Origin of the sequence: Methylobacterium segetis, from assembly GCF_004348265.1 — a bacterium.
GTDB lineage: Bacteria > Pseudomonadota > Alphaproteobacteria > Rhizobiales > Beijerinckiaceae > Methylobacterium > Methylobacterium segetis.
This window is the reverse complement of record NZ_SMNT01000106.1, coordinates 1-21,006: the sequence shown is the minus strand read 5'-3', so window position 1 is coordinate 21,006 and position 21,006 is coordinate 1. Positions and strand designations below refer to the sequence as shown.

Sequence of the window (21,006 nt, the reverse complement as noted above, 5' to 3'; positions counted from 1 at the left end):
AGCGCGGCATCATCAAGGTCGGCGAGACGGTGGAGATCGTGGGCATCCGCGCCACCCAGACCACCACGGTGACCGGCGTCGAGATGTTCCGCAAGCTGCTCGACCAGGGCCAGGCGGGCGACAACGTCGGCGTGCTGCTGCGCGGCACCAAGCGCGAGGACGTGGAGCGCGGCCAGGTCGTGTGCAAGCCGGGTTCGGTGAAGCCGCACACCAAGTTCAAGGCCGAGGCCTACATCCTGACCAAGGAGGAGGGCGGGCGCCACACGCCGTTCTTCACCAACTACCGCCCGCAATTCTACTTCCGCACCACGGACGTGACGGGCGTGTGCACCCTGCCGGAGGGCACCGAGATGGTGATGCCGGGCGACAACGTGACCATGGACGTCGCGCTGATCGTGCCCGTCGCCATGGAGGAGAAGCTGCGCTTCGCCATCCGCGAGGGCGGCCGAACCGTCGGCGCAGGCGTCGTCGCAGCCATCAACGAGTAAAGCTTCCGATCTCCAGATCGCCTGGTTCTGCAATCGAAAGTCGGCAGAACGACGGACGGCGATCTGACAAGATCGTGAAGACCCAAGCTTCGCCCGGCCCTCGTCTTGACGGTGGCCGGGCGAAATCGTCTTCCGGACGGATTTCGCCCGTGACGAGGCCCTCCGATGCAGCCGACGCGCCGAGCCCTGCTGGGATACGGAGCCCTGCTCGCCTGCCCGTCCCCGACCCGCGCCGACGACCTGAAGGACGGACGCTTCCGCGACGAGATCGTCACGATCCTCCGCGGCCTGTACCCCGCGGCGACGATCTCGACCGACGACGACCCGGAGCAGGTCCATGTCGAGGCCTACACGCTCTACCTCGGCAATCTCCACGGCGACCTGCGCGGCAGGAGCGAGGCCGAGCGGCAGCGCCGCATCCTGGCGTTCCTGACGCGCACGATGCCGGGCGGGCCCTACCCGAAGGACTCGCCCCCGCCCGCCCGGACGGAGCCCTTCGCGGCGGCGCAGGCCCGGCTGCGCATCCAGCTCGTCCCGCCCGATTACGCCACGCGGACCCCCGACCTCGTGACCCGGCCCTTCTCGAAGCGGCTGCTTGTCGCCTACGCCCTCGACGAGCCGAACCGCTACCAGTTGATCACGATACCGATGCTGACGGCCTGGGGCATCGAGGCCGGGGTGCTCGACGAGCCAGCCCGACGCAATTCCGAGGCCGAGGCGAGGCAGGTCTCGATCGAGGCATCGCCGACGGGCGCCACCGGGCGCTTCGCCACCTCAGCGACCGAGGACGGCTACGCCGCGAGCCGCCTGCTGCTGCCCGGCTTCATGGAGCGCGTCCGGAAGGCGCTCGGTACGCCCGGGATCATCGTGGCCGCCCCGACGCGCGAGTTCATCATCGCGTGGACCCCCGACAGCGAAGCCCGGGCACGGATCGCCAAGGTCGTCCGCGCCTCCTTCCACAAGGGACCCTACAGCCGCAGCGACGAGCTGTTCCACTCCGACCCGGCGGGCCTCCGCTCCCTGACCGCTGCCGAACTCGCCGACCACGGGCGTTGAGGCCCCGCGGGCCCGGTCGCCCCCCTTGCGCGGCGGCCTGCGATGGGGCATGGAGCGTGGCGCCTAGGAGTGTAGCTCAACTGGTCAGAGCGCCGGTCTCCAAAACCGGAGGTTGCGGGTTCGAGTCCCTCCACTCCTGCCAGTCCCCTTCGCCAGCCTGCCACCTGCACGGTCGCTGCCTGTCGACAAGGCGGCGGACTTGCGCTAGAGCGGGCGCACTCCGAGATCGATGATGGCCGTCGGTGCGGGCTTCCCCAGAGCCCAAGGCGCCGCGCCTCCTCTTTCCCGGACACGAGTCTCCCCGGTTACGGCGCCATGGCATCGAACGAAGCGACGAAGAAGATGGACCTGACGCGTGGCACACCGCGCGGATCGTCGACGCCGACGCCGCCGCGCCAGACGCCCCCGGCGCGGCCCGCGCCGAAGCGCACGGGCCCGCTGGAATTCATCCAGCAGGTCCGCGACGAGGGTCGCAAGGTCACGTGGCCGTCCCGCAAGGAGACCACCATCACGACCGTCATGGTGTTCATCATGGTGGTCGCCGCGAGCCTGTTCTTCACCGTGGTGGATCAGGCCCTGCGCTACCTCGTCGGCGTGATCCTCGGGGTCTGACGCCTGAAGCAGAATTCCGGGCCCCGCATCACGGGGTCCGCGGACGTCCGGAGTTGATGAGAACCGTGTCGAAGCGCTGGTACATCGTCCACGCCTACTCGAACTTCGAGAACAAGGTCGCCCAGTCCATCAAGGACCAGGCGGCCCAGCGCGGGCTGACCGACCTCTTCGACGAGGTGATGGTGCCGACCGAGAAGGTCACGGAAGTCCGGCGGGGCCGGAAGGTCGACGCCGAGCGCAAGTTCTTCCCCGGCTACGTGCTGGTGAAGTGCGACCTCACGGACGAGGTCTACCACCTGATCAAGAACACGCCCAAGGTCACGGGCTTCCTCGGCGCCGACAAGTCGAAGCCGGTGCCGATCCCGGATGCCGAGGCCGAGCGCATCAAGGGCCAGGTCGCCGAGGGCGTCGACCGGCCGAAGCCCTCGATCTCCTTCGAGATCGGCGAGACGGTGCGCGTCGCCGACGGCCCCTTCGCCAGCTTCAACGGCACCGTCGAGGAGATCGACGAGAGCCGCTCCCGCCTCAAGGTCGCCGTCTCGATCTTCGGGCGCGCCACCCCGGTGGAACTCGAATACGCGCAGGTCGAGAAGGCCTGACCGTAGCGGGCCGGCTCCGGCCGCCCGATCATCCGCGGGAGGTCCGCCCGGTTCGCCGCCGGGAGCCACGGGCCGCACCGCGACCTGCAACCGCCCGTCCCGCCGGTGCCCCAGGCAGCCCGGCCGCGGGCAACATTTGGGAGCAGTCCCATGGCGAAGAAGATCACGGGCTACGTGAAGCTTCAGGTCCCGGCCGGCGCCGCCAACCCGTCGCCGCCGATCGGCCCCGCGCTCGGTCAGCGCGGCCTCAACATCATGGAATTCTGCAAGGCCTTCAACGCGAAGACCGCGCAGATGGAGAAGGGCACCCCGATCCCGGTGATCATCACCGCGTATCAGGACCGGTCCTTCACCTTCGAGATGAAGCAGCCCCCGGTCACCTTCTTCCTGAAGAAGGCAGCGGGCCTGAAGCTCGGCAAGAAGCCGGCCTCCGGCTCCAAGACCCCGGGCAAGGGCCCGAAGGTCGGCAAGGTCACCGAGGCCCAGCTCCGCGAGATCGCGGAGAAGAAGATGCCCGACCTGAACTGCGACTCGGTCGACGCCGCCGTCGCGATGATCCGTGGCTCCGCGCGGGCCATGGGCCTCGACGTCGTCGCGTAAGGGGAGGGCAGCATGGCACGTGAAGGTAAGCGCATCCGCGCCGCCCGCGAGGGCATCGAGCCGCAGAAGCTCTACGGCCTCGACGAGGCGATCGAGCTCGTGAAGGCCAAGGCCAACGCCAAGTTCGACGAGACCGTCGAGGTCTCGATGAATCTCGGCGTCGACCCGCGCCACGCCGACCAGATGGTCCGCGGCGTCTGCAACCTGCCGAACGGCTCCGGCCGCACGGTCCGCGTGGCGGTCTTCGCCCGCGGCGCCAAGGCCGACGAGGCCAAGGCGGCGGGCGCCGACATCGTGGGCGCCGAGGACCTCCTCGAGATCGTCCAGGGCGGCAAGATCGAGTTCGACCGCTGCATCGCGACCCCGGACCTGATGCCGCTCGTCGGTCGTCTCGGCAAGGTGCTGGGCCCGCGCGGCCTGATGCCGAACCCGAAGGTCGGCACCGTCACGATGGACGTGAAGAGCGCCGTCGCGGGCGCCAAGGGCGGCTCGGTCGAGTTCCGCGTCGAGAAGGCGGGCATCGTCCATGCCGGCGTCGGCAAGGTGTCCTTCGACGCGCAGAAGCTCGTCGAGAACATCAAGGCCTTCGCGGATGCGGTCGCCAAGGCCAAGCCGACGGGGGCCAAGGGCACCTACATCCAGCGCATCGCCGTCACCTCGACGATGGGCCCGGGCGTGAAGGTCGAGCCGTCGAGCGTGCTCACGGCCTGATCCGGCACAACCGGACCGATTCGGGACGCGCCCGGCCGGAAACGGCCGGGCGTTTTTCGTGTCGGGCGCACGCATGCGCGATCACGTTTCGACGCCCCGCGGCGTAGATCGCGATCATCCAGGGGCCGGGCGGCGCGAGCGGCACCGTGTCCCGGCGAAAACGGCCTGCACATCGGCGCGAGGAGGGGGCGCCATCGGCCCAGCCTGTGCTAGATACGGGGCCATGCGATGCTCCCTCACGGTCTCGTCCCGCCGACGCATCCTCTGCGTCTTCCCCGCCTACACGCCCTCCTTCGGCACCTTCTCACACGCCTATCCCCTGATGGGGGGCGTGAAGGCGTTCATGCCGCCCCAGGGGCTCCTGCTGATCGCGGCCTACATGCCGGAGAGCTGGGAGTGCCGGTTCATCGACGAGAACATCCGTCGGGCCACCCCTGAGGAATTCGCCTGGGCCGACGCCGTCTTCGTCTCCGGCATGCACATCCAGGCGCCGCAGATCCACGAGATCAACGCCCGGGCGCACGCGGCCGGCAAGGTCACCGTCCTCGGCGGCCCCTCGGTCTCGGGCTCGCCCGAGAAGTACCCCGATTTCGACTACCTGCATCTCGGCGAGATCGGCGACGCCACCGACCGCTTGGTCGGCATCCTCGACCGGGACCTGGCGCGCCCGCCCGAGCAGGTCCGCCTCGAGACCCTGGACCGGCTGGCGCTCGCCGATTTCCCGGCCCCCGCCTACGAGGCGGTGCCGCTCAAGCGCTACCTGATCGGCTCGCTGCAATTCTCGTCGGGCTGCCCGTATCGCTGCGAGTTCTGCGACATCCCGCAGCTCTACGGGCGCCAGCCCCGGCTCAAGAGCCCCGAGCAGATGTGCGCCGAGCTCGACGCCATCATCGCCCAGCCCGGCCACCCGGCCGTGGTCTACTTCGTCGACGACAATTTCATCGGCAACCGCAAGGCGACGCGGGACATGCTCCCCCACCTCGTGGACTGGCAGAAGCGGAACGATTACCCGCTCCAATTCGCCTGCGAGGCGACGCTCAACATGGCCAAGCAGCCCGAGATCCTCGAGCTGATGCGGCAGGCGAACTTCATGACCGTCTTCGTCGGCATCGAGACGCCGGAGGAGGAGGCGCTCGCCGGGATCGACAAGAAGCACAACGCCGCCGTGCCGATGTACGAGGCGATCGAGACGCTGAACAGCTACGGGCTGGAGGTGACCTCGGGCATCATCCTCGGCCTCGACTCGGACACCGACAAGTCCGAGGACAACCTGATCGAGTTCATCGACCGCTCGGCGATCCCGGTCCTGACCATCAACCTGCTCCAGGCCCTGCCCAAGACCCCCCTCTGGGACCGGCTGGAGCGGGAGAACCGCCTCGTCCACGACGCGGCGCTCGAGTCGAACGTGCTGTTCAAGCGGCCCCACGACGACGTGGTGGCGAGCTGGCGGCGGGCGATCAGCCATGCCTACGCGCCGGAGAAGATCTTCGAGCGCTTCAAGCACCAGTGCGACGTCACCTACGGCAACCGCATCGTCACCCCGACCAAGGGCAAGCTGACCGTCACGAACCTGCGGCGGGGCCTGATCCTCGGCTTCAACATCATCACCCGCGTCGGCATCCTCTCGGATTACCGGCGGCCCTTCTGGCAGGCGGCGGTCCACGCCCTGCGCAAGGGGCAGATCGAGGCGGTGTTCAACATGGGCTTCGTCGCCCACCACCTGATTCGCTTCACCCGCGAGGCGCTGCGCGGCGAGCACAACGCCTCCTTCTACGCGGCCAAGGCCGAGCAGCGGGAGCGGGACCGCAACCGCCCCTGGTGGCAGGCCGCGCGCCGCTTCCTGCCGACCTGACGGGGGAGGGGGCGCATTCCGGGCCCGGGCGGGCGAGCGCGCGTTCGGGGCTCGGGCGGGACCGAAGGGGGAGGCCGAAGGGCCGGGCAAGAGGCGAGGACGCGGCAGGCCGCCGCCCGGGACCGGGCGCGGAACGCTTGCCTGCGACGGAAATGTCGCGCGTGAGGTCTTGGCAGGCGGCTTGCTAGGCTCTATACACCGCGCTCCACGAATTCACGTTGAGGTATGGGAGCCGTCCGATCGGCCGGTTCCGTTCGAGATGCCGCCTGGGTGACCGGGCGGCGATGGCCGGAAGGACCTGCGGGGCGTGAAACCTCCTCAGGGCCGTGTCCGGCCATGTCCTGTCCGAGACTGCAGGCGCCGGGCGACCGGCTTAATCCCCCAGCCTGCACAGACGGGGAAGACCGAATTCCAAGACCCTCGTCCGGCCGCCTCGCGGGCGGAGGAGGCATCGGTTTGAACCTTCTCAACCCACGTCGGCCGCCCATCCGGGCGGGCGCCGGGGGACAGGGCCGTGAAGCGTCGTCCATGGACGTTCCGGCTGTGAAAATGGCCGAGATCCGTCCCGGGCGGCAAGTGCAACCGGCGGACCCGAACCCGGGTTCCGCCAACCGGAGAGAGCCCCAGTGGACCGGACAGCAAAAGCTGATCTCGTCTCGACGCTCAACGGGGTGTTCAGCGACACCGCCGTCGTCGTCGTGGCCCACTACAAGGGCCTCACGGTCGCCGAGATGCAGAAGCTGCGTTCGCAGATGAAGCAGGCCGGCGCCACCGTGAAGGTCGCCAAGAACCGCCTCGCCAACATCGCTCTCGATGGCACGGACGTCGCCTCCATCAAGCCCCTCCTGAAGGGTCCGACCCTGCTCGCCTATTCGAGCGATCCGGTCGCGGCCGCCAAGGTGGCGGTGGATTTCGCCAAGGGTAACGACAAGCTCGTGATCCTCGGCGGCGCCATGGGTACGACCGCTCTGAACCCGGACGGCGTGAAGGCCCTCGCCTCGCTCCCGTCCCTCGACGAATTGCGCGCCAAGATCGTGGGCCTCGTGCAGGCTCCCGCGACCAAGATCGCCCAGGTCGTCAACGCGCCGGCGGCCAAGCTCGCCCGCGTGTTCGGAGCCTATGCCAAGAAGGACGAAGCGGCCTGAGGGTCGGTTCACCCCTTTCAAAACCAACCGTTCAAACCGATATCGTAAGGGAACTCAAACATGGCTGATCTTGCCAAGCTCGTCGACGACCTCTCGTCGCTGACCGTCCTCGAGGCCGCCGACCTCGCCAAGATGCTCGAAGAGAAGTGGGGCGTCTCGGCTGCCGCCGCCGTCGCCGTGGCCGCCGGCCCGGCCGGCGGTGCCGCCGCCGCCCCCGTCGAGGAGCAGACCGAGTTCACGGTCGTGCTCGCCTCGGCCGGCGACAAGAAGATCGAGGTCATCAAGGAGGTCCGCGCGATCACCGGCCTCGGCCTCAAGGAGGCGAAGGACCTCGTCGAGGGCGCGCCGAAGCCCGTCAAGGAGTCGGTGGCCAAGGACGAGGCCGAGAAGATCAAGGCCCAGCTCGAGAAGGCCGGCGCCAAGGTCGAGCTCAAGTAAGACCCCGATGGGCCGTCCCCGGCCCGTCCTCACGCGCGGAAGGCCGGATCCGGCCTTCCGCGACCGAGCCCGCGGGTGACCCCACCCGCGGGCTAAGGTCGCTTCGGGCGACCGGTGGGTCCTGAAACGGCCCGGCAGGAATTCAGTTCGGGTGGCGCGGTCCGGCGGGGCGCGCGTCACGGCCCGGCGCGGGAAGCGAGGCTTTCCCCGGGCAACCAGGACGCGGAAGATGGTGGAGCGAGGTCACATGGCCAATACGCTGGTCGGTCGCAAGCGCATTCGCAAGTTCTTCGGCAAAATCCGGGAAGTCGCCGAGATGCCGAACCTCATCGAGGTCCAGAAGGCGTCCTACGACCAGTTCCTGATGGTCGACGAGCCGGAGGGCGGCCGGGGCGACGAGGGCCTGCAGAGCGTCTTCAAGTCGGTGTTCCCGATCTCCGACTTCTCGTCGACGGCGCTGCTCGAATTCGTGAAGTACACGTTCGAGGCCCCGAAATACGACGTCGACGAGTGCCGCCAGCGCGGCATCACCTTCGCGGCCCCGCTGAAGGTGACGCTGCGGCTGATCGTGTTCGACGTGGATCCCGACACCGGCGCCAAGTCCGTCAAGGACATCAAGGAGCAGGACGTCTACATGGGCGACATGCCCCTGATGACGGAGAACGGCACCTTCATCGTCAACGGCACCGAGCGCGTCATCGTCTCCCAGATGCACCGCTCGCCGGGCGTGTTCTTCGACCACGACAAGGGCAAGACCCATTCCTCGGGCAAGCTCCTGTTCGCCGCCCGCATCATCCCCTACCGGGGCTCGTGGCTCGACGTCGAGTTCGACGCCAAGGACATCGTGTACGTGCGCATCGACCGGAAGCGGAAGCTGCCGGTCACCTCGCTGCTGTTCGCGCTCGGCCTCGACGGGGAGGAGATCCTCGCGACCTTCTACAACCAGGTCAGCTACGTCCGTGACGGGGCGGATTGGCGCGTGCCGTTCGACGCCGACCGCCTGAAGGGCTTCAAGGCGACCGTCGACCTCGTCGACGCCGAGTCCGGCGAGGTGGTGCTGGAGGCGGGCAAGAAGCTCAACGCCCGCAACGCGCGCCTGATCGGCGAGAAGGGCACCCAGTTCCTCAAGGCGACCGACGAGGACCTCGTCGGCCAGTACATCGCCGAGGATCTCGTCAACCGGAAGACGGGCGAGATCTGGGCCGAGGCGGGCGACGAGATCTCCGACAAGCTCCTCAAGAGCCTGGAGGATGTCGGCGTCACCGAGCTGCCCGTGCTCGACATCGACCACGTCAATGTCGGCCCCTACATCCGCAACACGCTCGCCGTCGACAAGAACTCGGCGCGCGAGGGCGCGCTGTTCGACATCTACCGCGTCATGCGCCCCGGCGAGCCGCCGACGCTCGACACCGCGGAGGCGATGTTCCACTCGCTGTTCTTCGACGCCGAGCGCTACGACCTCTCCGCGGTCGGCCGCGTGAAGATGAACATGCGCCTCGACCTCGACGCCGCCGACACCGTGCGCACGCTCCGCAAGGAGGACATGCTCGCGGTCGTCAAGGCGCTCGTCGACCTGCGCGACGGCAAGGGCGAGATCGACGACATCGACCACCTCGGCAACCGCCGGGTGCGCTCGGTCGGCGAGCTCATGGAGAACCAGTACCGGCTGGGCCTCCTGCGCATGGAGCGCGCCATCAAGGAGCGGATGTCGTCCGTCGACATCGACACCGTGATGCCGCAGGACCTGATCAACGCCAAGCCCGCGGCCGCCGCCGTGCGCGAGTTCTTCGGCTCCTCGCAGCTCTCGCAGTTCATGGACCAGACGAACCCGCTCTCCGAGGTGACGCACAAGCGCCGCCTCTCGGCGCTCGGCCCGGGCGGCCTGACCCGCGAGCGCGCGGGCTTCGAGGTGCGCGACGTGCACCCGACGCATTACGGGCGCATCTGCCCGATCGAGACGCCGGAAGGCCCGAATATCGGCCTGATCAACTCGCTCGCCACCTTCGCGCGGGTGAACAAGTACGGCTTCATCGAGACGCCCTTCCGCCGCGTGAAGGACGGGGTCGTCACCGACGAGGTCGCCTACCTCTCCGCCATGGAGGAGGCGAAGTACTACGTCGCGCAGGCCAACGCCGTGATGGACGAGAACCGCAAGCTGACGGAGGACCTCGTGGTCTGCCGCCGCGCCGGCGAGGTCATCGTCGTCGGGCCCGAGCGCGTCGACCTCATGGACGTGAGCCCGAAGCAGCTCGTCTCGGTCGCCGCCGCCCTGATCCCGTTCCTCGAGAACGACGACGCCAACCGCGCCCTGATGGGCTCGAACATGCAGCGCCAGGCGGTGCCGCTGGTGCGCGCCGACGCGCCCTTCGTCGGCACCGGCATGGAGGCCGTCGTCGCCCGCGATTCGGGTGCGGCCATCGCCGCGCGCCGCGCCGGCATCGTCGATCAGGTGGACGCCACCCGCATCGTCATCCGCGCCACCGAGGAGACGGACGCGACGAAGCCCGGCGTCGACATCTACCGCCTGCAGAAGTTCCAGCGCTCCAACCCGTCGACCTGCATCACGCAGAAGCCGCTGGTGCGCGTCGGCGAGCCGGTCCGGAAGGGCGAGATCATCGCCGACGGCCCGTCCACCGAGTTCGGCGAGCTCGCGCTCGGCCGGAACGTGCTCGTCGCGTTCATGCCCTGGAACGGCTACAACTTCGAGGACTCGATCCTGCTCTCCGAGCGGATCGTGAAGGATGACGTGTTCACCTCGATCCACATCGAGGAATTCGAGGTGATGGCCCGCGACACCAAGCTCGGGCCGGAGGAGATCACCCGCGACATCCCGAACGTCTCGGAGGAGGCGCTCAAGAACCTCGACGAGGCCGGCATCGTCTATATCGGCGCCGAGGTCCATGCGGGCGACATCCTCGTCGGCAAGATCACGCCGAAGGGCGAGAGCCCGATGACGCCGGAGGAGAAGCTCCTGCGCGCCATCTTCGGCGAGAAGGCCTCGGACGTCCGCGACACCTCTCTGCGCGTGCCGCCGGGCGTCACGGGCACCATCGTCGAGGTGCGGGTGTTCAACCGGCACGGCGTCGACAAGGACGAGCGCGCCCAGGCCATCGAGCGCGAGGAGATCGAGCGCCTCGCCAAGGACCGGGACGACGAGCAGGCCATCCTCGACCGCAACACCTACGCGCGCCTCGCCGACGTCCTGATCGGCCAGTCGCCGATCGCGGGGCCGAAGGGCTTCAAGAAGGACACCACCCTCACCCGCGAGGGGCTGACCGACTACCCGCGCTCGCAATGGTGGCAATTCGCCGTCATCGACGACCGTCTCATGACCGAGATGGAGGCGATGCAGAAGCAGTACGACGAGTCGAAGAAGCGCCTCGAGCAGCGCTTCCTCGACAAGGTCGAGAAGCTGCAGCGGGGCGACGAGCTTCCGCCCGGCGTCATGAAGATGGTCAAGGTCTTCGTGGCGGTGAAGCGCAAGATCCAGCCCGGCGACAAGATGGCCGGCCGCCACGGCAACAAGGGCGTCGTGTCGCGCATCGTGCCCATCGAGGACATGCCGTTCCTGGAGGACGGGACGCATGCCGACATCGTGCTGAACCCGCTCGGCGTGCCGAGCCGCATGAATGTCGGCCAGATCCTGGAGACGCATCTGGGCTGGGCCGCCGCGGGCCTCGGCCGCAAGGTGGCCAAGGCGGTCGACGCCTACCTCAAGAGCCAGGACATCGAGCCCCTGCGCGAGGAGATGAAGAGCATCTACTCGCCCTCCGAGCTCGAGGGCCTGTCCGACGAGGATCTGGCGGAGGTCGGCCACAACCTCCGGCGCGGCGTGCCGATGGCGACCCCGGTCTTCAACGGCGCCAAGGAGGCCGACATCGAGGCGATGCTGGAGATGGCCGGTCTCGACCGGTCCGGCCAGTCGACCCTCTATGACGGGCGCACGGGCGAGCCTTTCGACCGCAAGGTGACGATGGGCTACATCTACATGCTGAAGCTGCACCACCTCGTGGACGACAAGATCCACGCCCGCTCGATCGGCCCCTACTCGCTGGTCACCCAGCAGCCGCTCGGCGGCAAGGCGCAGTTCGGCGGCCAGCGCTTCGGCGAGATGGAGGTCTGGGCGCTGGAGGCCTACGGCGCGGCCTACACGCTGCAGGAGATGCTCACGGTGAAGTCGGACGACGTGGCCGGCCGCACCAAGGTCTACGAGGCGATCGTCCGCGGGGACGACACGTTCGAGGCGGGCATCCCCGAATCGTTCAACGTGCTCGTCAAGGAGATGCGCTCGCTCGGCCTCAACGTCGAGCTCACCTCCTCGAAGCGCGACGCGGCCAACGACCAGATCGAGCCGCCGGCGGACGCCGCCGAGTAGGGCGCGGTCCAAGGAGGGCACGGCCCAAGGAGGGCACGGCCCGAGTCGGGCACGGTCCACGACACCTCCCGTGCCGGCGAGACCGGCACGGTCCGAGCGGGGAGGGGCGGGGCCTCCCGACGATGTTCACGGCCAGCGGCGCCCCGGCAGGGCGCTGCGCCGCTTGTTTCAAGGCGCGGCTTCCCGGGCGCGGGGCGGCGCTCATCAAGGAGTAGATCATGAACCAAGAGGTCATGAATCTTTTCAACCAGCAGGCCCAGCCGCAGAGCTTCGACCAGATCAAGATCTCGATCTCGTCGCCCGAGAAGATCCTCTCCTGGTCCTACGGCGAGATCAAGAAGCCCGAGACGATCAACTACCGGACGTTCAAGCCCGAGCGTGACGGCCTGTTCTGCGCGCGCATCTTCGGGCCGATCAAGGACTACGAGTGCTTGTGCGGCAAGTACAAGCGCATGAAGTACAAGGGCGTCATCTGCGAGAAGTGCGGCGTCGAAGTCACCCTCGCGCGCGTCCGGCGCGACCGGATGGGCCATATCGAGCTGGCTGCCCCCGTCGCCCATATCTGGTTCCTGAAGTCGCTGCCGAGCCGCATCGGCCTCCTGCTCGACATGGCGCTGAAGGACCTCGAGCGGATCCTCTACTTCGAATCCTACTGCGTCATCGAGCCAGGCCTCACCCCCCTCAAGGAGCGCCAGCTCCTGTCGGAGGAGGAGTACCTGCGCGCGCAGGAGGAGTACGGCGAGGATTCCTTCACCGCGATGATCGGCGCGGAGGCGATCCGGCGCATCCTGCAGGAGCTCGACCTCGACAAGATCGCGGGCGACCTGCGCGAGGAGATCGCCACCACCACCTCCGAGCTGAAGCCCAAGAAGCTCCTCAAGCGCCTCAAGATCATCGAGGCGTTCCAGATGTCGGGCAACAAGCCCGAATGGATGATCCTGACCGTGGTGCCGGTGATCCCGCCGGACCTGCGCCCGCTCGTCCCCCTCGACGGCGGCCGCTTCGCCACGTCCGATCTCAACGACCTGTACCGGCGCGTCATCAACCGCAACAACCGCCTCAAGCGGCTGATCGAGCTGCGCGCGCCCGACATCATCATCCGCAACGAGAAGCGGATGCTGCAGGAGGCGGTTGACGCGCTGTTCGACAACGGCCGCCGCGGCCGCGTCATCACGGGCGCCAACAAGCGCCCGCTGAAGTCGCTCGCCGACATGCTGAAGGGCAAGCAGGGCCGCTTCCGCCAGAACCTGCTGGGCAAGCGCGTCGACTATTCGGGCCGCTCGGTCATCGTGGTCGGCCCGGAGCTGAAGCTGCACCAGTGCGGCCTGCCCAAGAAGATGGCGCTCGAGCTGTTCAAGCCCTTCATCTACGCGCGCCTCGACGCCAAGGGCTTCTCCGCCACCGTCAAGCAGGCGAAGAAGCTCGTCGAGAAGGAGAAGCCCGAGGTCTGGGACATCCTCGACGAGGTGATCCGCGAGCATCCCGTGATGCTCAACCGCGCCCCGACGCTCCACCGCCTCGGCATCCAGGCCTTCGAGCCGAAGCTGATCGAGGGCAAGGCGATCCAGCTGCACCCGCTCGTCTGCGCGGCGTTCAACGCCGACTTCGACGGCGACCAGATGGCCGTGCACGTCCCCCTGAGCCTCGAGGCTCAGCTGGAGGCGCGCGTCCTCATGATGTCGACGAACAACATCCTGCACCCGGCCAACGGTCAGCCGATCATCGTGCCGAGCCAGGACATCGTTCTCGGCCTCTACTACCTGTCGATCGTCGCCGAGGGCGCGCCGGGCGAGTTCAAGCCGGGCAACACCCAGAACCCGATGCAGGGCGTCTACGGCAATATCGGCGAGTTGGAGCACGCGCTCGCGGCCAAGGCCGTCTCGCTGCACTCCAAGATCAAGTGGCGCTGGAAGGGCATCGGCCCCGACGGCGAGCCCCTGACCAAGACCTACGACACCACGCCCGGCCGCGTGATCCTCTCCGGCGTGCTGCCGCTGCACCGGAAGGTCCCCTTCGACGTCGTCAACAAGCTGATGACGAAGAAGGAGATCTCCGCGATGATCGACACCGTCTACCGCCATTGCGGTCAGAAGGAGTCGGTGATCTTCTGCGACCGGATCATGGCGCTCGGCTTCAGCCACGCGTTCAAGGCCGGCATCTCGTTCGGCAAGGACGACATGGTCGTGCCGGACAACAAGTGGTCGATCGTCGAGGATACCCGCACGCTCGTGAAGGATTACGAGCAGCAGTACAATGACGGCCTGATCACCCAGGGCGAGAAGTACAACAAGGTCGTCGACGCCTGGGCGAAGTGCTCGGACAAGCTGGCCGCCGAGATGATGGGCCGGATCTCCTCCGTCCAGAAGGACGAGAACGGCGCCGACAAGCAGGTCAACTCGATCTACATGATGAGCCACTCGGGCGCTCGCGGCTCGCCGGCTCAGATGAAGCAGCTCGCGGCGATGCGCGGCCTGATGGCCAAGCCCTCCGGCGAGATCATCGAGACGCCGATCATCTCGAACTTCAAGGAGGGCCTCGACGTTCTCGAGTACTTCAACTCGACCCACGGCGCCCGCAAGGGTCTCGCGGACACGGCGCTGAAGACCGCGAACTCGGGCTACCTGACCCGCCGCCTCGTCGACGTCGCCCAGGACGCCGTGATCCGCGAGAAGGATTGCGGCACCGAGAACGGCATCCGCATGCGGGCGATCATCGATGCGGGCCAGGTCGTGGCCCCGCTCGCCACCCGCATCCTCGGCCGCGCGGCGGCGGAGGACCTCGTGGCTGCCGACGGTACCGTGATCGTGGCCACCGGCGAGACCATCGAGGAGCGGCACCTGCCGGCGATCACCGCCGCCGGCATCCAGGAGGTGAAGATCCGCTCCGTGCTCGTCTGCGCGACGAAGAGCGGCGTCTGCGCCACCTGCTACGGGCGCGACCTCGCCCGCGGCACGCCCGTCAACATGGGCGAGGCCGTCGGCGTCATCGCGGCGCAGTCGATCGGCGAGCCGGGCACGCAGCTCACGATGCGCACCTTCCACATCGGCGGTGCGGCCCAGATCGCGGATTCGTCCTTCATCGAGTCGAGCTTCGAGGGCACGATCAAGATCCGCAACCGGGCGCTCGCCCGGAACTCGGACGGCGACCTCATCGCCACCGGCCGCAACGTGGCCGTGGTGATCGTCGGCTCCGACGGGACCGAGCGCGCCGTGCACCGTCTCCAGTACGGCGCCAAGGTGCGGATCGACGAGGGCGACAAGGTCAAGCGCGGCCAGCGCATCGCGGAGTGGGACCCCTACACCCGTCCGATCCTCACGGAGAGCGACGGCGTGGTGGCCTACGAGGATCTCTACGATGGCCAGTCCATCACCGAGACCACCGACGAGTCGACCGGCATCGCCAAGCGCGTCGTCATCGACTGGCGCGGCTCGGCCCGCACGGCCGACCTCAAGCCCGCGATGGTGATCCACGACGACACCGGCAAGCCGATCAAGCTGCCGCGGGGCTCCGAGGCCCGCTACTTCCTGCCCGTCGACGCCATCATCGGCTTCGATCCCGGCGCGAAGGTGAAGGCCGGCGACATCCTCGCCCGCGTCTCCACGGACTCGGCCAAGACCCGCGACATCACCGGCGGTCTGCCGCGGGTGGCGGAGCTGTTCGAGGCGCGTCGCCCGAAGGACGCGGCGATCATCGCCGAGAAGTCGGGCACGATCGCCTTCGGGCGGGACTACAAGAACAAGCGCCGCCTGACGCTGACGCCCCATGACGGGACGGACGCGGTCGAGTACCTGATCCCCAAGGGCAAGCACATCCACCTGCAGGACGGGGACGTGGTGGAGCTCGGCGACTACATCGTCGACGGCAACCCGGCGCCCCACGACATCCTGGCGATCAAGGGCGTCGAGGAACTCGCCGCCTACCTCGTCAACGAGATCCAGGAGGTCTACCGGCTCCAGGGCGTGTCGATCAACGACAAGCACATCGAGGTCATCGTCCGGCAGATGCTGCAGAAGGTGGAGATCACCGACGGCGGCGATTCGGAGATCCTGACGGGCGACCAGATCGACCGGACGGAGTTCGCGGAGATCAACGACAAGCTGATCGCGGAGGGCAAGAAGCCGGTCCAGGGCGTCCCCGTCCTGCTCGGCATCACCAAGGCCTCGCTGCAGACGAAGTCGTTCATCTCGGCGGCCTCGTTCCAGGAGACCACCCGCGTCCTCACGGAGGCGGCGGTCAACGGCAAGGTCGACACGCTGGAAGGCCTGAAGGAGAACGTGATCGTGGGCTCGCTGATCCCGGCGGGCACGGGCTCGCTCGCGGCGGACATCCGCGCCGTGGCGCGCCGCCGCGACACCCTCATCCTGCAGCAGCGCGCGGCCGAGAGCGGCGCGATGGCGGTCGGGGAACTGCCCGCGGCCGAGTGAGCGGCCCAGCGGAAAGATGCGGGGGGAGGGCGGTCCGCAAGGGCCGCCCTTTCTCGTTCCGGACAGGGCTCGACCGCGCGGACAGGTCCCGGATTCCGCATTCCCCGAATCGACGCGGGCCTCTCCGTGCCCGCCCTCCCCGGGGGAGCATCCGGCTCCATGACCCGGTCCGCCCGCGAACGCGGACGCGCCGGACAGCCGCGACGATCGAGATCGCGCCGTGCTCACCCGACATTAACGCCTCCGCACCGGAAGAAGCTGGCCCCGACCGGTTGACGTCCGGCCCCAGCGCGCGTAGAAGCGCGCCACTCCGGTCGATCGCACGCCGCAGACGGGTCGAAGTTTCACGCTTCCCACCGTCGCCATGCCGACCTGAGGCTCACATCGCCTGACGCCAGTCAGATCAGTAGGTACGAGCGCGCCTGCTAAGGGACGTGTTCCTCTGCCGACAGCGCGCCACGGGTCCTGACCGACCCCTGGCGCATATTCGTTTTGCGGCCCCGTCACCGGGCCTGAGGAAGAGGGCAGAGAATGCCGACGATCAACCAGCTGATCGCCCAGCCGCGTAAGGCGCAGAAGGCCCGCAACAAGGTGCCGGCCCTCGATGCCTGCCCGCAGAAGCGCGGCGTCTGCACCCGCGTCTACACCACGACTCCGAAGAAGCCGAACTCGGCGCTCCGCAAGGTCGCGAAGGTCCGTCTCACCAACGGCTTCGAGGTGATCGGCTACATCCCCGGCGAGGGCCACAACCTTCAGGAGCATTCCGTGGTCATGATCCGCGGCGGCCGCGTGAAGGACCTTCCGGGCGTGCGCTACCACATCCTGCGCGGCGTGCTCGACACGCAGGGCGTCAAGAACCGCAAGCAGCGCCGCTCCAAGTACGGCGCCAAGCGTCCGAAGTAAGACTTTCGCGCATCCCGTAAGGATGTCGCCGGCTTCACCGGAAGCTCAAGGCGGCCTGCGCGGGATGGTTTGATGGCAAGAGAAGACCGAACGGAGCGCGCGCATGTCCCGCCGCCACAGTGCCGAGAAGCGTGAGATCATCCCCGACGCCAAGTACGGCGACATCGTGCTGACCAAGTTCATGAATTCGATCATGTACGAGGGCAAGAAGTCGGTCGCCGAGTCGATCGTGTACGGCGCCTTCGACATCGTCGAGAACCGCGCCCGCGCCAACCCGATCGAGGTGTTCCGCGCCGCGCTCGACAACGTCGCTCCGATGATCGAGGTCCGCTCCCGCCGCGTCGGCGGCGCGACCTACCAGGTCCCCGTCGAGGTCCGCACCGAGCGCCGCCAGGCCCTCGCGATCCGCTGGCTGATCCAGGCCGCCCGGGCCCGCAACGACCGCACCATGGTCGAGCGCCTCTCGGCCGAGCTCCTCGACGCCGCCAACAACCGCGGCAACGCCGTCAAGAAGCGGGAAGACACGCACCGGATGGCCGAGGCCAACCGCGCCTTCTCGCACTACCGCTGGTAAGCGGCTCACCCCTTCTTCGGAGTCACCCCGATGCCCCGCACGCACGCGATCGAGGACTACCGCAACTTCGGCATCATGGCCCACATCGATGCCGGCAAGACCACGACGACCGAGCGGATCCTCTACTACACCGGCAAGTCCCATAAGATCGGCGAGGTCCACGAGGGCGCCGCGACGATGGACTGGATGGAGCAGGAGCAGGAGCGTGGCATCACGATCACCTCGGCTGCGACGACCTGCTTCTGGCGCGAGAAGCGCCTGAACATCATCGACACGCCCGGCCACGTCGACTTCACGATCGAGGTGGAGCGGAGCCTGCGCGTGCTCGACGGCGCCGTCTGCGTGCTCGACGGCAACCAGGGCGTCGAGCCCCAGACCGAGACCGTGTGGCGCCAGGCCGACAAGTACGACGTGCCGCGCGTCGTGTTCGTCAACAAGATGGACAAGATCGGCGCCGACTTCTTCAAGTGCGTCGCCGACATCATCGACCGCGTCGCCGGCAAGCCCGTCTGCCTGCAGCTGCCGATCGGCTCCGAGTCGAACTTCCAGGGCGTGATCGACCTCATCAAGATGAAGGCGATCGTCTGGTCGGGCGAGGCGCTCGGCGCGAACTTCAACGAGACCGAGATCCCGGCCGACCTCCAGGATCAGGCCGTCGAGTACCGCACCAAGCTGATCGAGGCCTGCGTCGAGCTCGACGACGACGCCATGACCGCCTACCTCGACGGCCAGGAGCCGGACGAGGAGACGATGCGCCGGCTCGTGCGCAAGGCCGTGCAGCTGCGCGCCTTCCACCCGGTGCTCTGCGGCTCGGCCTTCAAGAACAAGGGCGTGCAGCCGCTCCTCGACGCCGTCGTCGACTACCTGCCCTCGCCCGCCGACCGCGGCGAGATCAAGGGCATCGACTACAAGACCGAGGAAGAGGTGGTCCGCCACCCGACCGACGCCGATCCCTTCTCCATGCTCGCCTTCAAGATCATGGACGATCCCCATGTCGGCACGATCACCTTCTGCCGCGTCTATTCGGGCAAGGTCGATTCCGGCGCCAACGTGATCAACTCGACCCGCGACAAGAAGGAGCGGGTGGGGCGGATGCTCCTGATGCACGCGAACAACCGCGAGGACATCAAGGAAGCCTTCGCCGGCGACATCGTGGCGCTGGCCGGCCTCAAGGACACCCGTACCGGCGACACCCTGTGCGACCCGATCAAGGCCGTGATCCTGGAGCGCATGGAGTTCCCGGAGCCCGTCATCGAGATCGCCGTCGAGCCGAAGTCGAAGGCCGACCAGGAGAAGCTCGGCATCGCGCTCTCGAAGCTCGCCGCCGAGGACCCGTCCTTCCGCGTCTCGACCGACCAGGAATCCGGCCAGACCATCCTCAAGGGGATGGGCGAGCTGCACCTCGACATCAAGGTCGACATCCTGCGCCGCACCTACAAGGTCGACGCGAATATCGGCCAGCCGCAAGTCGCCTACCGCGAGAAGCTGACCCGCCGCACCGAGATCGACTACACGCACAAGAAGCAGACCGGCGGAACCGGCCAGTTCGCCCGCGTGAAGTTCGTCGTCGAGCCGAACGAGCCGGGCAAGGGCTTCGAGTTCGAGTCGAAGATCGTCGGCGGCGCGGTGCCCAAGGAGTACATCCCGGGCGTCGAGAAGGGCCTCAACTCGGTCCTCGGTGCCGGCATCCTGGCGGGCTTCCCCGTGGTCGACATCAAGGTTGAGCTGATCGACGGCGCCTACCACGACGTCGACTCCTCGGCTCTCGCCTTCGAGATCGCGTCCCGCGCGGCGCTCCGCGAGGCCCTGCAGAAGGGCGGCTCGGTGCTGCTCGAGCCGGTGATGAAGGTCGAGGTCGTGAGCCCCGAGGATTACACGGGCTCGGTCATCGGCGACCTGAACTCGCGGCGCGGCCAGATCCAGGGCCAGGACATGCGCGGCAACGCCAACGTCATCAACGCGATGGTGCCGCTCGCCAACATGTTCGGCTACGTGAACAACCTGCGCTCGATGTCCCAGGGCCGCGCGAACTTCACGATGCAGTTCGACCATTACGAGGAAGTGCCGCGCGGCGAGGCGGACAAGGTGATCGCCAAGTACGCCTGACGGCCCGAGGGGCCTCCAAGGCTCCTCCCGATCTTCCGCCGGCCCACGGGCCGGCACCTCAACCCGATGCGGCGCCGGATTGCCGGCCTGCCGCACCCCTAGGAACCCGACGGAGGCGACCATGGCCAAAGAGAAGTTTTCGCGCACGAAGCCGCACTGCAACATTGGGACGATCGGCCACGTCGACCATGGCAAGACGTCCCTGACGGCGGCGATCACGAAGGTTCTGGCGGAGTCGGGCGGGGCGACCTTCACGGCCTACGACCAGATCGACAAGGCGCCGGAGGAGAAGGCGCGCGGCATCACGATCTCGACGGCGCACGTGGAGTACGAGACCACGAACCGGCACTACGCGCACGTCGACTGCCCCGGCCACGCGGATTACGTGAAGAACATGATCACGGGTGCCGCCCAGATGGACGGCGCCATCCTGGTGGTCTCGGCCGCCGACGGCCCGATGCCGCAGACGCGCGAGCACATCCTGCTGGCCCGCCAGGTCGGCGTGCCGGCGCTGGTGGTGTTCCTCAACAAGGTCGACATGGTCGACGACGAGGAGCTTCTCGAGCTGGTGGAGCTTGAGGTGCGCGAGCTTCTCTCGAAGTACGACTTCCCCGGCGACGACATCCCGATCACCAAGGGCTCGGCGCTGATGGCGCTGGAGGACAAGGAGCCCAAGATCGGCAAGGAGGCGGTGCTGGCGCTGATGGCGACGGTCGACAGCTACATCCCGCAGCCGGAGCGTCCGATCGACATGCCGTTCCTGATGCCGATCGAGGACGTGTTCTCGATCTCGGGCCGCGGCACGGTGGTGACGGGTCGGGTGGAGCGCGGCATCATCAAGGTCGGCGAGACGGTGGAGATCGTGGGCATCCGCGCCACCCAGACCACCACGGTGACCGGCGTCGAGATGTTCCGCAAGCTGCTCGACCAGGGCCAGGCGGGCGACAACGTCGGCGTGCTGCTGCGCGGCACCAAGCGCGAGGACGTGGAGCGCGGCCAGGTCGTGTGCAAGCCGGGTTCGGTGAAGCCGCACACCAAGTTCAAGGCCGAGGCCTACATCCTGACCAAGGAGGAGGGCGGGCGCCACACGCCGTTCTTCACCAACTACCGCCCGCAATTCTAC

15 protein-coding genes and 1 tRNA gene are annotated in these 21,006 nt (G+C 67.8%); all 16 read left to right on the top strand.

What is annotated here, in order from left to right; all coding sequences use genetic code 11:
• A partial coding sequence (locus tag E1J50_RS21700; protein WP_245516665.1) for an EF-Tu C-terminal domain-related protein occupies positions 1–488 on the top strand: 488 nt, incomplete at its 5' end.
• 165 nt (positions 489–653) lie between these two features.
• Complete coding sequence (locus tag E1J50_RS21695) at positions 654–1,544, top strand: DUF1444 family protein (RefSeq protein ID WP_132255863.1); 891 nt, start codon at positions 654–656, stop codon at positions 1,542–1,544.
• Between the two features lie 65 nt (positions 1,545–1,609).
• A tRNA-Trp gene (locus tag E1J50_RS21690) sits at positions 1,610–1,686 on the top strand.
• A gap of 173 nt (positions 1,687–1,859) precedes the next feature.
• Positions 1,860–2,156: a preprotein translocase subunit SecE gene (gene secE, locus E1J50_RS21685; RefSeq protein WP_132255862.1), complete on the top strand. Its 297-nt coding sequence runs from the start codon at positions 1,860–1,862 to the stop codon at positions 2,154–2,156.
• Positions 2,157–2,221: 65 nt separating this feature from the next.
• Positions 2,222–2,755, top strand: coding sequence for a transcription termination/antitermination protein NusG (gene nusG, locus E1J50_RS21680; RefSeq protein WP_109896990.1), 534 nt, complete (start codon positions 2,222–2,224; stop codon positions 2,753–2,755).
• A gap of 150 nt (positions 2,756–2,905) precedes the next feature.
• The gene (gene rplK, locus E1J50_RS21675; RefSeq protein WP_132255861.1) at positions 2,906–3,355 is read left to right on the top strand and encodes a 50S ribosomal protein L11; all 450 of its coding nucleotides are present in this window, start codon (positions 2,906–2,908) and stop codon (positions 3,353–3,355) included.
• 12 nt (positions 3,356–3,367) lie between these two features.
• A complete protein-coding gene (rplA, locus tag E1J50_RS21670) occupies positions 3,368–4,066 on the top strand; it encodes a 50S ribosomal protein L1 (protein WP_132255860.1) in 699 nt (232 codons plus the stop codon).
• Between the two features lie 223 nt (positions 4,067–4,289).
• The gene (locus tag E1J50_RS21665) at positions 4,290–5,918 is read left to right on the top strand and encodes a B12-binding domain-containing radical SAM protein (RefSeq protein WP_132255859.1); all 1,629 of its coding nucleotides are present in this window, start codon (positions 4,290–4,292) and stop codon (positions 5,916–5,918) included.
• Positions 5,919–6,544: 626 nt separating this feature from the next.
• Entirely contained in the window at positions 6,545–7,063 is a 519-nt protein-coding gene (rplJ, locus tag E1J50_RS21660) for a 50S ribosomal protein L10 (RefSeq protein WP_132255858.1), read from the top strand.
• Between the two features lie 60 nt (positions 7,064–7,123).
• Entirely contained in the window at positions 7,124–7,501 is a 378-nt protein-coding gene (rplL, locus tag E1J50_RS21655) for a 50S ribosomal protein L7/L12 (protein WP_132255857.1), read from the top strand.
• 247 nt (positions 7,502–7,748) lie between these two features.
• A complete protein-coding gene (gene rpoB / locus E1J50_RS21650) occupies positions 7,749–11,876 on the top strand; it encodes a DNA-directed RNA polymerase subunit beta (protein WP_132255856.1) in 4,128 nt (1,375 codons plus the stop codon).
• A gap of 218 nt (positions 11,877–12,094) precedes the next feature.
• The gene (rpoC, locus tag E1J50_RS21645) at positions 12,095–16,300 is read left to right on the top strand and encodes a DNA-directed RNA polymerase subunit beta' (protein WP_132255855.1); all 4,206 of its coding nucleotides are present in this window, start codon (positions 12,095–12,097) and stop codon (positions 16,298–16,300) included.
• 531 nt (positions 16,301–16,831) lie between these two features.
• Positions 16,832–17,203, top strand: coding sequence for a 30S ribosomal protein S12 (gene rpsL / locus E1J50_RS21640; RefSeq protein WP_109895591.1), 372 nt, complete (start codon positions 16,832–16,834; stop codon positions 17,201–17,203).
• A gap of 103 nt (positions 17,204–17,306) precedes the next feature.
• A complete protein-coding gene (rpsG, locus tag E1J50_RS21635; RefSeq protein WP_132255854.1) occupies positions 17,307–17,777 on the top strand; it encodes a 30S ribosomal protein S7 in 471 nt (156 codons plus the stop codon).
• A 30-nt stretch (positions 17,778–17,807) separates the two neighbouring features.
• A complete protein-coding gene (gene fusA / locus E1J50_RS21630) occupies positions 17,808–19,883 on the top strand; it encodes an elongation factor G (RefSeq protein WP_132255853.1) in 2,076 nt (691 codons plus the stop codon).
• 121 nt (positions 19,884–20,004) lie between these two features.
• A partial coding sequence (gene tuf / locus E1J50_RS21625; protein ID WP_132255127.1) for an elongation factor Tu occupies positions 20,005–21,006 on the top strand: 1,002 nt, incomplete at its 3' end.

Bases quoted from the DNA above. Each gene is read 5' to 3' on its own strand.
- E1J50_RS21695 (WP_132255863.1), top strand. From the start codon at position 654: ATGCAGCCGACGCGCCGAGCCCTGCTGGGATACGGAGCCCTGCTCGCC.
- secE (WP_132255862.1), top strand. From the start codon at position 1,860: ATGGCATCGAACGAAGCGACGAAGAAGATGGACCTGACGCGTGGCACA.
- rplK (WP_132255861.1), top strand. From the start codon at position 2,906: ATGGCGAAGAAGATCACGGGCTACGTGAAGCTTCAGGTCCCGGCCGGC.
- rplA (WP_132255860.1), top strand. From the start codon at position 3,368: ATGGCACGTGAAGGTAAGCGCATCCGCGCCGCCCGCGAGGGCATCGAG.
- E1J50_RS21665 (WP_132255859.1), top strand. From the start codon at position 4,290: ATGCGATGCTCCCTCACGGTCTCGTCCCGCCGACGCATCCTCTGCGTC.
- rplL (WP_132255857.1), top strand. From the start codon at position 7,124: ATGGCTGATCTTGCCAAGCTCGTCGACGACCTCTCGTCGCTGACCGTC.
- rpoB (WP_132255856.1), top strand. From the start codon at position 7,749: ATGGCCAATACGCTGGTCGGTCGCAAGCGCATTCGCAAGTTCTTCGGC.
- rpoC (WP_132255855.1), top strand. From the start codon at position 12,095: ATGAACCAAGAGGTCATGAATCTTTTCAACCAGCAGGCCCAGCCGCAG.
- rpsL (WP_109895591.1), top strand. From the start codon at position 16,832: ATGCCGACGATCAACCAGCTGATCGCCCAGCCGCGTAAGGCGCAGAAG.
- rpsG (WP_132255854.1), top strand. From the start codon at position 17,307: ATGTCCCGCCGCCACAGTGCCGAGAAGCGTGAGATCATCCCCGACGCC.
- fusA (WP_132255853.1), top strand. From the start codon at position 17,808: ATGCCCCGCACGCACGCGATCGAGGACTACCGCAACTTCGGCATCATG.